Source organism: Marinobacter sp. L-46 (assembly GCF_056859535.1).
This window is the reverse complement of the sequence record NZ_JBSXOP010000040.1, coordinates 46019-57897: the sequence shown is the minus strand read 5'-3', so window position 1 is coordinate 57897 and position 11879 is coordinate 46019. Positions and strand designations below refer to the sequence as shown.

The 11879-nt window shown below is 61.6% G+C and carries 10 protein-coding genes; 6 read left to right on the top strand and 4 right to left on the bottom strand.

The window, feature by feature from the left end; genetic code table 11:
* Window positions 1–13 precede the first annotated feature (13 nt).
* Complete coding sequence (locus tag AC13DJ_RS04060) at window positions 14–370, bottom strand: DUF6164 family protein (RefSeq protein ID WP_474539718.1); 357 nt, start codon at window positions 368–370, stop codon at window positions 14–16.
* A gap of 83 nt (window positions 371–453) precedes the next feature.
* On the opposite strand from AC13DJ_RS04060, the gene AC13DJ_RS04055 reads away from it, so the two are divergent.
* Genes AC13DJ_RS04055 through AC13DJ_RS04035 form a run of 5 tightly spaced genes read left to right on the top strand, consistent with a single transcriptional unit; the run spans window position 454 to window position 7045 of the window.
* Window positions 454–1863, top strand: coding sequence for a DUF2868 domain-containing protein (locus tag AC13DJ_RS04055; protein ID WP_474539719.1), 1410 nt, complete (start codon window positions 454–456; stop codon window positions 1861–1863).
* A complete protein-coding gene (locus AC13DJ_RS04050) occupies window positions 1863–3293 on the top strand; it encodes a GTPase/DUF3482 domain-containing protein (RefSeq protein WP_474539734.1) in 1431 nt (476 codons plus the stop codon). Before AC13DJ_RS04055 ends, AC13DJ_RS04050 begins: the two co-directional genes overlap by 1 nt.
* A 50-nt stretch (window positions 3294–3343) precedes the next feature.
* Window positions 3344–3739: an ectoine synthase gene (locus tag AC13DJ_RS04045; RefSeq protein ID WP_232902715.1), complete on the top strand. Its 396-nt coding sequence runs from the start codon at window positions 3344–3346 to the stop codon at window positions 3737–3739.
* Window positions 3740–3748: 9 nt separating this feature from the next.
* Window positions 3749–4933 carry an MFS transporter gene (locus AC13DJ_RS04040; RefSeq protein ID WP_474539720.1) on the top strand — a complete coding sequence of 395 codons (1185 nt, stop codon included), beginning with the start codon at window positions 3749–3751 and terminating at the stop codon, window positions 4931–4933.
* 33 nt (window positions 4934–4966) lie between these two features.
* Entirely contained in the window at window positions 4967–7045 is a 2079-nt protein-coding gene (locus tag AC13DJ_RS04035) for a site-specific recombinase (protein ID WP_474539721.1), read from the top strand.
* Between the two features lie 177 nt (window positions 7046–7222).
* On the opposite strand, the gene AC13DJ_RS04030 is transcribed toward AC13DJ_RS04035, so the two are convergent.
* Window positions 7223–8398: a type III PLP-dependent enzyme gene (locus AC13DJ_RS04030; RefSeq protein WP_474539722.1), complete on the bottom strand. Its 1176-nt coding sequence runs from the start codon at window positions 8396–8398 to the stop codon at window positions 7223–7225.
* Between the two features lie 62 nt (window positions 8399–8460).
* A complete protein-coding gene (locus tag AC13DJ_RS04025; RefSeq protein WP_482933237.1) occupies window positions 8461–8697 on the bottom strand; it encodes a hypothetical protein in 237 nt (78 codons plus the stop codon).
* 155 nt (window positions 8698–8852) lie between these two features.
* Between AC13DJ_RS04025 and AC13DJ_RS04020 the strand changes: the two genes are divergently transcribed.
* A complete protein-coding gene (locus AC13DJ_RS04020; RefSeq protein WP_022990464.1) occupies window positions 8853–9224 on the top strand; it encodes a DUF6746 family protein in 372 nt (123 codons plus the stop codon).
* 15 nt (window positions 9225–9239) lie between these two features.
* Here the strand turns inward: AC13DJ_RS04020 and hrpB are convergent, their stop codons facing one another.
* Window positions 9240–11714 carry an ATP-dependent helicase HrpB gene (hrpB, locus tag AC13DJ_RS04015; RefSeq protein ID WP_482933223.1) on the bottom strand — a complete coding sequence of 825 codons (2475 nt, stop codon included), beginning with the start codon at window positions 11712–11714 and terminating at the stop codon, window positions 9240–9242.
* Between the last annotated feature and the right edge of the window lie 165 nt (window positions 11715–11879).

The window sequence follows — 11879 nt, the reverse complement described above, 5'->3', positions numbered from 1 at the left end:
CACCGGTACCAGGCTAGAGACGAATGAAAGGTAGCAGGCTCAACGCCAGAATAGTCGCCACTGCAATCACAGCGGCCACGAAAGTGACCGGCCGTTGGCGGAACTGGAACCAAAGGCCGGTTTCGCCCCGCGCACACCGGGCCTGATATTCCCGACGCCGGGTGGCCAGGCGCTCAGCCTGATAGCCGTCCAGCAGAGCCCGGGCCCGCCGGGCCTCGTCATCATCATGCACCCAGAAACCGCCCATGCTGATGCCCCAGCGGCTGGGTGGCGTTTCGTAATAGCGCACATCGTGCTCGTCAAACAGGGCACGAATGTCCTCGGCTTCGTCATCCGGCACATTGCGCAGGTTCATCAGGTGATGGGGCATAGGGCTTCCCGGCTGGCTTCATGAGCGTTATTGGCTATATCCTAGCAGGAAAGCAAATCCGACCGAATTCATCAGGACACTGCATGAGCCACAACCCCCTTCGTCTGCTGCTGGATTTTGATGATCGCATCCAGCGGGACAGGGACCAGGCCCCCGCCTTTCTGCACCGCCGGGACCGGCGCTTTGCCCTGGACTGCCAGCAACGGGGCCAAAGCCCGGATGCCGCCCTGTGGCTGGAACAGATGGAACGCCTGAGCGGCCCCGGTAACGCCCGCCAGGCAGGCAGGGCGGTGCAGCAGCGCTGGCGGCGAATTAACGGCGGCTTTGCAGCGGCAGGTGCGGTGTTCGGCGTGCTCACCATGGCCGGCCTGCTGTTTTACGATGGCGGCCAGCGCATCAATGTCACGGTGATCATCGCCTTCGTATTGCTACAGCTTTTGCTGGCGCTGGCCACCACCGTGCAATCGCTGGCCGGATGGCAACCCTGGAGCTGGCTGCAACGGCGCCTGCAAGCACAGCCTCCCGGAACGACCCTGGCACAATTACAGCCGGCGCTGATGGCCCGGGCCGCCCACACCGGTGGCAGCCTGTTTGCCCTGGCTGGCCTGCTGACCTTGCTGGTGATGCTGGTGGTTCAGGACCTGGCCTTCGGCTGGAGCACCACGCTCAATACCGCCGCCCAGAGCTACCATAGCCTGATCCAGGCCATCGCCAGCCCCTGGGGCGGCTTGTGGCCGGCCGCAGAACCTTCCCCGGAACTGGTGGAAGCCACCCGTTTCTTCCGCGCCTCACCGGGCAGTACCGGCACCGATCCGGTTCAATGGGGGCAATGGTGGCCCTTCGTGGTGATGCTGTGGCTGACCTGGGTACTGCTGCCCCGCCTGCTTCTGCTGGCACTCAGCCAGTGGTTGCTGGCCCGGAAGGCGGAGCGCTTGCTGCAACGTCATCCCGGCATGCAGGCCCTGATGTATCGCATGGAAACTCCGACCCTGGACACGGGAAACCAGCACAACGATGCCGACGATTTGCCCGATACCCGCACCCGGGCCAGGCCCGGGCAGCTGCAGGACAGCCAGTACATTATCTGCTGGGCCGGAGCGGGGGAGCCGGAACTGCCGCAAGTATTGCTGGCGCAGGACAGCCGGGTACTCAAAGCCGGTGGCCGGGCGTCCCTGGCGGAAGATGACGGGGTACTGGAGAGCCTGGCTGAACAACTGGCCGGGGAGCGGGCTCCTTCTGTTGTGCTGGTTACCCGCAGCTGGGAACCGCCGACCGGGGAACTCCATGACTTCCTGGAGCAGGCCCGGGCACGCTGGCCGGATGGCACCACCCTGACCATTCTGCCACTGGCGCCCGATGCCAACCGGGAACCGGCGGAACACCTGGTCCAGCCCTGGCTGCGCTTCACCGAACGCCTGCCCGCCGGGTTTGCCAATGTTGCCCTGCTACCGGCGCTGCCGGATAACCCGTATCACACCGGGAGTACCGCATGATGAACCAGAAACCGGTGTTTGCGGTGGTGGGCCACCCCAACAAGGGCAAATCCAGCGTGGTGGCCACCCTGTCCCAGAACGACGCCATCGCCATTGCCCTGGAACCGGGCACCACCCGGGCCGGGCAAGCCTACCCGCTGACCGTCGACGGCCAGGAACTGTACACCCTGGTGGATACTCCCGGCTTCCAGCGCCCCCGAAGGGTATTGCAATGGCTGGAAGCCCACAGCCTGTCGGCTTCAGACCATGCGGAAACGGTGCGCGCGTTCGTACTTCAGCATCAGGGCGACGACCGCTATGTGGACGAATGCGAGCTGCTGGCGCCGATTATCGATGGCGCCGGCATCATCTACGTGGTGGACGGTTCAGTACCCTACAGTGCCGAGCATGAGGCCGAAATGACCATCTTGCGCTGGTGTGGCCGGCCGAGCCTGGCACTGATCAACAGCATCGGCGCCGACGACTACAGCACGACCTGGCAATCTGCACTGGGCCAGTTCTTTCAGGTTGTCCGCAAGTTCGACGCTGTTCGCGCCCCGTTCGACCAACATCTTGGCTTGCTGCGGGCCTTTGGCCAGCTGGAACCGGACTGGGAGCACCCGCTGGAGCAGGCGACTCAGCTGCTGTCCGAACAACGCCGTCAGCGGCGCCATCAGGCCGCCAGCGTGATTGCCCGGGCACTTGAGGATTTGATGGGCTACCAGGAAAAACGCACGCTGACCCTGGATCAGGTCGCCAGTACCAGCGAAGCCACCCTGGCGGAAAACCTGAGAGACCGCTGGTACAAACGTCAGCGCCAGCGGGAGCAGACCCTTCGGGTAGACATCGAACACCTGTACCAGCACCAGCGAATAAAACGCCAGGAAGCAGAACTGCAATGGGCGAACCAGCATGATCTGTTTTCCGAAGACACCCGCAAGCACTGGGCGGTGAGCAAAAAATACCTGGCCACTGCCGGCTTCGGCGCTGGCGCTGTGGGCGGCGCCGGGGTTGACGCACTTACCCTGGGCTCATCGCTCGGCGCCGGTGCTTTGGTCGGCGGATTGCTCGGCGCTGCCGGCAGCTATTTTTACGGCGACCGTTTGCTGCTGCCTGCCCTCAACATCGGCCCCCTGAAAGACGGCCTGAAAACCGCCAGTTTTGGCCCTGTACAGGACAGCCAGTTCGGCTATGTTGTTTTAGGTCGGGCCGTGGACCACTGGTGGCACATCAGCCATCGCAACCACGCCGGCCGGGATTTACTGGAACTGGAACCTGCGGATCACCACTGGCTGGAACAGCTCGACAAAGCCAGCCGAAGGAAGATCCAGAAAGCCTTCGACCGATGCCGCAAACAGCGCTCCCTGAGCCATTCCCAGCGGCAGGACCTGGCCTCCGCCATCGAGCAGGCCATGGCGGTTTATGATGACTGGCGGTTGAACCGGGCCTGACAGACATGTTTATACTGTATGGCTATTCCATCACCAAATGAGGAATGCGAATGAAAATCGTACGAGTGCAAGACATCATCGGTACCGAGCGCGAAGTCAGCGCCCAGCAATGGACCAGCCGCCGCCTGCTGCTGAAAAAGGACGGTATGGGTTTCTCTTTCCACGAAACCATCATCCCGGCCGGCACCGAGCACACCTTCTGGTACAAGCACCACCTGGAAGCGGTTTACTGTGTAGCCGGTAACGGCCGCATCAAGGACCTTGCCACCGGTGAAGTGCACGAAATTACCGACGGCACCCTGTACGCCCTCGACAAGCACGACCGTCACACCCTGTACGGCGGCACCGAAGACATGCGCCTGATCTGCGCCTTCAACCCGCCGGTCACCGGCCAGGAAGTTCACGACAAAGACGGCGCCTACCTGCCGGACACCAGCGAAGACTGATTCGTCGCCGTGGCAAGCAACTCCGCCGCGATCACACCGCCACCGCCAGCCAGGCTGCTGCCGGTGGCGGTGTTGCTTTGGCTGGCCGGTGTCTACCTGAGAATCCCGATACTGGTGGCACCGCCCCTTGCGCCCTTTATCAGCGATGACCTGGCTCTTAGCCAGGCTCTCACCGGCGCCCTCACGACCCTGCCAATCCTGATGCTCGCCATCGGTGCCATGCCCGGCTCCCTGGCCATCTCCCGCATCGGGCCCCGAAACACCCTGGCCCTTGCCATGGTGATCATGGTGATCGGTTCCGCCGGCCGCGGTCTGGTACCCGACACCTTTACCCTGATGCTCGCCAGCGCCGTGATGGGGCTGGGCGTTGCCATGATGCAACCGGCCTTGCCGGCATTGCTGCCCCGCTGGCTGGAGCCCCACCACATCGCCATCGGCTCCGCCATCTACATGAACGGCATGCTGATGGGCGAGTTTATCGGCGCCGGCATCACCCTGCCGGTGCTCATGCCGCTGCTGAATAACAGCTGGCGCGCAACCATGCTGGCCTGGTCGCTACCAGCCCTGCTGGTGGCTGCCGCGCTGTTCCTGCCCAAACGCGACATGGCCCGCCCGGTGCGCCGCGCCGCCTGGCTGCCGGACTGGAAAAACCCGCTCACCCTGCGCATCGGCCTGCTGCTGGGCCTGTCCGGCTCCATGTTCTTCGGCCTCAATGCTTATATGGGCAACCTGCTGGAGCAGCAGGGGCACTTCGAGAAACTGCCTGACGCTCTGTTCTGGTACAACATCGCCCAGGTGTTCGCGTCTTTCATCATGCTGAAAATGGCCCGCCGCTGGGTGGGCCGCAAGAGCCTGATTGTTGCCATGGCGATACTGAGTATTCTGGGCACCGCCGGCACCGTCCTTTTTGCTGGCTGGCCGGCGATTATCAGCGCTACAATAATGAGCTTTTTTGCCGGTATCCTTCTTATACTTCTGGTTGCGCTACCACCGCTGCTGGTGCCATCGGAAGAAACCGGCCGGCTCTCGGCGGGCACATTTCTGGTGGGCTACACCCTGGCGTTTTCCGTCCCCATGCTGGGCGGTGTCCTGGCCGACTGGACTGGCGATATCCGCCACGCCATTCTGGTGATGCTCTGCTACAGCCTGCTGGTACTGCCCATAGCAGTCCGGCTTAAGCTCGACCGGACCTGAAAACAACTTCCAACCGACAGACAAGGATGCGCCTTGAAGCTGGCCACCCTGATCAACCAACTGGCTGATGAACAGACCAGCGCCCTCAGAACCATGACACTGGTGGTGGAATGGGTTCGACCGCGCCGTGGCGAAACCATCCACAAGGCCATCGACCGCATGAAGCAGCTGGAAGGGGCTCTGACCGAGAACCTGGATATCCACCTGGCAGTGTCCGGGCGCTTGCAGGAATGGCTTGATCAGGCACAGTTCTTCCAGTTGTTGTCCGGTCTGGGCCTGTATTCCAGGCGTGGCTTCCTCAAGGAAATCGGCGACCGGCTTTACGAACGCATCAACCCGGCGCCGGCAGACCGCAATAACGTCAAAGACGTGCTGTTCGTGGTCTTCCGCCACAACGACGATGCCGAGTGGATCCATAAAATTCCGGACAGCGCCCTGCTGAGCCTGCTTGGCACCTTATGGTACTTTTCACCCTCATCCCTGGACCACGCCCGCAACCGGATCTGTAACCAGATCCTCAATGCCCTGGAAATGCTGTCCATCTGGGTAGCAGCGGAGGAACTGGAACCAAACATCCTCAGGTTGAACCCGAAGATCGTCAACCGGGAATCTGCCTTTGTTGCCCTGCACCGGGAAGTGAGTGACCTGGCCGACGCCTGGCGCGACGCCATGCAGAATAAAACCGCCCCGGAACTGGACGATGCCCACGCCAGGGTACTGCTCGAGCAATGCCGCGAAGAAATTGGCAAACTGCAACGCCGTTCAGTGACATCCGGCTCCAGCATGGCACTGACCCACATGCTGGAACGCCTGACCCAGTCCCTCGAGCGCATAGAACACCTGCTGGACATGCTGGACCCGGCCGACGCCGACAAGCGCACCAGCCGCTCCGTTGAACTGTTCCGAACCCTGGTCCAGGCCAGTGCCGAACGCCACGGCATACGCACCCTGTGGCGATCCAACGTCAGGCTGATGTCCCGCAGCGTGACCGAAAACGCCAGCGAGCACGGCGAACACTATATTGCCGGCAGTCGGAAGGAATACCTGTCCATGCTGGCCTCCGGGGCGGGCGGTGGTTTTATCATCGCCTTCATGGCACTGATCAAGATCCAGCTCCTGCAGCTGGACCTGACCCGGGGCTGGGAAACCCTCTGGGTCAGCCTGAATTACGGCATCGGCTTCATGATCATCCACATGCTGCACTGCACCGTAGCCACCAAACAGCCGGCCATGACCGCCGCCAACATCGCCGAAAAAGTTGAGCAGGGCGAACAGGGCCGCGCCAACGCCCGCAAACTGGCCGAACTGCTGGTGAGAGTCGGGCGAACCCAGTTTGTTGCCATCCTGGGCAACGTGGGCGTGGCGCTCTCTGTCGCCTTCGCCATCGGCTGGTTCTATACCCAGTCACAGGGCGTGCCCCTGATCAGCACCGAGCGCTACGACTACATGCTCGCCGGCATCCACCCCTGGCAGAGCCTGGCCCTGATGTACGCCGCCATCGCCGGCGTCTGGCTGTTCATCTCCGGCCTGGTCGCCGGCTACTTCGACAACCGCGCCGCCTACCTCAACCTGGCCGCCCGATTGGAACAACACCCGTTCCTGAGAAAATTCCTGAGCGCCAACGCCCGCGCCCGCTTCGGCGCCTACGTAGAAGAACACTATGGCGCCCTGGCCAGCAACTTCGTCTTCGGCCTGATGCTGGGCCTGACCGGCTACATCGGCTACCAACTGGGCCTGCCCATCGACATCCGCCACGTGGCCTTCTCATCGGCCGACGTCGGCTACGCCATGTCGGTATTCATCCCCGGCGCCAAAGAATTCGCCCTGTTCACCCTCTTCGCCCTGCTGATCGGCCTTGTGAACCTCTTCGTCAGCTTCACCCTGGCCCTCAACGTCGCACTCAGAGCCCGAAACACCCGGGTATCCAGCTTTCCGAAACTGATCAAAGCCTGGTTCCAGGTCATTGCCGAAAACCCGATGGCCCTGATCTACCCACCCAAAGATCCGTTACCCGAACCGGAAGAAGGCCCCAACGCCGAAGAACTCAAAAACCGAGCCCAGCCAAAGCCAGAGGAAGACAAGCCCGGCACAAACTCACCGGCCAAAAAATAAAAAAAGCTGCCAAAGCAGCCTAAAATAATGACGAGACTCCCCCTCCAAAGCCAGCAGGCCGTGGGGTGGGAGTTGTTTTTCTGGCGGGAAAAAGATGTCTGAGCAACGCGAGTTGTTTTTCCCAGAAGAAAAACAACTCCCACCCTGCGGTCAGACTCCGCGTTTAGAACCCGGAACTTAGATGTAGTAGTCCTTCAACGGCGGAAAGCCATTAAACTCCACCGCACTGTAAGTGGTGGTATAGGCCCCGGTAGACAACCAATACATCCGGTCACCAATCGCCAGATTCAAAGGCAACGGATACTTATGGTGCTCATACATGATATCGGCACTGTCACAAGTCGGCCCGGCAATCACACAGTCCTCGCCCTCACCGGTCTTCTCGGTCCAGATCGGAAACTTGATCGACTCATCCAGCGTCTCGATCAGCCCGGAAAACTTGCCCACATCAGTGAACACCCATCGGTGCAACGCCGTGCGGGACTTGCGCGAAATCAGAACCACCTCACTCACCAACACCCCGGCATTGGAAATCAGCGACCGCCCCGGCTCGATAATGATCTCAGGCAGATCGTCGCCAAAATCCTCTTTCAGGAAACGCAGGATCTCCCGGGCATACACACTCAACTCGTTGGTGCGAGTCAGGTAATTGGCCGGAAAACCGCCGCCCATGTTGATCATCTTCAACTCGATGCCGTCTTCTTCCTTCAGGCGCTCGAAGATCACCTTCACCTTGTTCAGAGCCGCATCCCAGGCGCCGATCTCCCGCTGCTGGGAACCCACATGGAACGACACACCGTAAGGCACCAGGCCCAGATCCCGGGCCAGGATCAGCAGATCCATGGCCATGTCGGTCTGGCAGCCGAACTTGCGGGACAACGGCCAGTCGGCGGTCAGGGTACCTTCCGTCAGGATACGCACATACACCTTCGAGCCAGGTGCCGCCTTGGCAATGTTGCGCAGGTCGGCCTCGGAGTCGGTGGCATACAGACGCACGCCCTTCTCGTAGAAGGTGCGAATGTCCTTCGCCTTCTTGATGGTGTTGCCGTAGCTGATGCGATCGCCGGTGACACCCAGCCCCATGACCTTGTCCAGCTCATACACCGACGCGATATCGAAATTGGCACCCTTGTCCCGCAGCATGGTCAGAATCTGCGGAGCCGGGTTGGCCTTCACCGCATAGTAGACACTTGCGTAGGGGAAACCGTCGATCAGCTCATCGTACTGGCGTTCGATGGTCTGGGTGTCGATCACCACAAACGGGGTTTCCTTGCCATCGGCAAAGTCCTTGATCCGCTTAAACGTCTCGGCGCTGTAGTAATCGGCGATATCGGCGTTGGGGGTCTGGTTCATGGGTGGTGTGTCCCTCCACAGGGTAAACGGGCATAAAAAAAGGGTAGCACAGTCTCGCCGTGCTACCCGTGAATGGCGCGATCATCAGGCTTTTTTCTGATCACCACAAATGCGCATATGTACCCATCAATCAGGCATTTCAGGCCGTGCACCAGGGCATTGAGCTGCCAGTATTCAGGGAACACCACCCAGTCTGCTTCCTGCAGCAAAGGCTTGTGGCGCAAAAAATGTTCAGGTTTGAGGACCGTGGTGTCCGGAAAGCCGAGAGTACGGAACACGTTGAAGGATACAAGGTGCATGGTTATCGCCGCACAGGGTGGAGAGTGGCGGCATTTTATACAGCTTCCGGCCACTGGCAAGCGGTATTTTTCCGTTTGTACGCGAATTCCTGTTGCACGCCCAGATATTATTGGTAATAATTCGCATTAACGTTTAACAGTGAAGAGGATGCTCCATGAAAACCACCCTGCAAATTGCCGCAGCCGCTGCGGCCCTGCTGTTCGCCGCCCTCGCATTCGCCGATGACGACTACGAGCATTACAAGGGCGAACCTTCGAAAACCCTCGAACAGGCGGTTGCCAATCTCTCCGAGTACAACAACCGGCTGGAAAAAGTACTTGCCGGCGAGCTGACCCCGGAAGCCATGAACGAAGTGCACCAGCTCACCTACACCCTGGAAAATGCCCTGGGCAAAATGGATGACGAGCTGGAAGACATTGCCGAGCGTCTGGAACTGGTCCACAAGGCTTCCGAGCGCGCCGACCCGGATACCGTGAAGCAGGAAGGCGCGGTGTACCTGGAAAAGAGCCGCACCATCGTGAAATAACCGTTACGGCCAGGCTCATCTGGCCGGGCGCTTTTTCGTGCCCTGCTGGGCCTGAGCGGTAAGCGGGTCTTCCGGCCAGGGATGTTTGGGGTAGCGGCCCCGCAGTTCCTTGCGTACTTCCGGGTAGGCGTTCTGCCAGAAACTGGCCAGGTCCGCCGTTACCGCCAGCGGCCGCTGCGCCGGTGACAGCAGGTGAATCACCACCGGCACCCGGCCGCCGGCCACTTTCGGGGTTTCCGTCCAGCCAAACAAAGCCTGCAGCTTGGCCGCCAGCACCGGGCCGTTGTCCGCGCTGTAATCCAGGGTCACGTTCTGGCCGGTGGGAATGGTCAGGGCTTTCGGGGCCAATTCATCCAGTTGTTGTTGCTGCGGGTAATCCAGCAGAGAATTCAGGGCCTGAACCAGGTTGATGTTGGCCAGGTCTGACCAGCGCTTCATGCCCGTCATAAACGGTGCTAACCAGGCCTCCAGGGTGTCCATCAAAGCCTCATCACTGACCTCCGGCCAGTCGCCGGGAAACTGCGCAGCCAGCAATCGCACCCGGGCAACCCACTGACGGGCACCCGGATTCCAGGGCAGGCTGTCCAGCCCCTTGCGACGCACCGCATCCAGCAAACCCTGCTGGATCAGTTCCGGGGCTACCTGTTGCAGGGGCTTTTCCGCCAAGATCAGGGCACCGAGTTTGCGGACCTTCCGGGCCACCACGGTGCCACGTTTGTCGTCCCAGAGCGCTTCTTCCCGTTGCTCAATGTGCGCAGCCAGATCCTGCTCCAGGTCCACCAGGTCTACCGGCGCCGCCAGGTACATCGTTGCTTCCCGGGCCTTGCCATCCAGGTCCGCCGCCACCAGCCACTCCTGCCGGGCCAGAGGGTCTTCCTCCCGCAATACTGCGCCCTTACCGTTGCTGAGCTGGTAACGGGGTGTTGTGCCCGGTCGGCGGCGGGCAATACGGTCCGGATAAGCCTGGGCCAGCACCCGGCCGACTTCAGTTTCTGCCGGTAGCTCCTGCACAAACTGGCCCCGACACAGCCGCTTCGCCGCCTGCTGAACCGCTTTCAACCGAGCCGGATCCAGCCCCCGGTGACCGCGCTCGCCCCGCAGCACCCGAATCCGCTCATGCAGATCGGCCCCCGAGCCCGGCCCCAGCAAATCCCGCTCTTCCAGCAACGCCGCCAGTTCTGCCGCCAACTGATCCAGACCCAGTGCACGGCCCTTGATCACCATATGGGCAAGCCGCGGATGCAGGCCCAGCTCCCGGGCGGCCTTACCATGGTCGGTAATGGCACCCTCGGCATCCAGCAAATCCAGCCACTGCAATAACTCCACCGCCTGCTGCCAGTGCGCGTTCGGCGGCGCATCAATCCAGGCCACCTGCTCCGGCGACCGGGCACCCCACTGGGCCAGCTCCAGCACCAGCGGTGCCAGGTCCGCCTGCTGGATTTCCGGCGGCGTGTAATCTGCCAGCCCGAACTGCTCGGACTCGCTCCAAAGCCGGTAACACACCCCCGGCTCAACCCGCCCGGCCCGGCCTTTACGCTGCTCGGCAGAAGCCTTCGACACCCGGCCGGTGACCAGGCGCGTCATCCCGCTGTTGGGATCAAACACCCCCCGGCGCTGCTGGCCGGCATCAATCACCACCCGCACGCCTTCAATGGTCAGACTGGTCTCGGCAATGGCCGTGGCCAGCACAATCTTGCGGGTTCCCTCTGGCGCCGGTGAAATCGCCCGATCCTGCTCCCCGGATTTCAAATTGCCATACAGCGGCGCCAGCACCACGTGATCCGGCAACTGCCCCGCCAACTGCTGCGCCACCCGCCGAATCTCGCCAGCACCGGGCAGGAACACCAGCAGGGAACCGATCTGATCCCGAAGCGCCTCCTGAACCACCGCCACCACCTGGTCCACAACCCGGCCATTGCGGGGCAAGGGCCGATACGCCACCTCCACAGGAAACGCCCGCCCCTCCGAAGTAATCACCGGCACATCCCCCAACACCCGGGCAATGGGCGCGGTATCCAGCGTGGCCGACATCACCAGCAACCGAAGATCCTCCCGCAACGCCTGCTGGCTCTCCCGCACCAGCGCCAGGCCCAGGTCGGCCTGAAGTGATCGCTCATGAAACTCATCAAACAACACCGCGGCGTAGTCTTCCAGCATCGGGTCGCTCTGAATCAGGCGCGTGAGAATACCTTCAGTAACCACCTCAATCTGCGTGGCCCCGGATACCTTGGTTTCCAGCCGGGTGCGATACCCCACCGTCTGCCCCGGCGCTTCCCCCAGTTGCTTCGCTATATAGCGCGCCGCCGACCGGGCCGCCAGCCGCCTCGGCTCCAGCATCAGGATCTTCCGGTGCTCCCGCCAGGGGGCATCCAACAGAGCCAGCGGCACCCTCGTCGTTTTACCCGCGCCCGGTGGGGCCTGCAGCAGGGCTGTGGTGCCCTCGTTCAGGGTTTGCTTGAGCTCTGGGAGTATGGCTTCTATTGGGAGCATGGGGTTGGTTGGGGTTAGCCTGTTGGTTTCGGGGGTGGCGCGGGGGGCGTTTTAATTTTTTGGCCGAAAAAGAACTCGCTGCGCTCAGACACCTTTATTCGGCCAAAAAATTAAAACACCCCCCACACCCTGCGTAACTTTAAGGGTATATCCAGAGGTTACCAT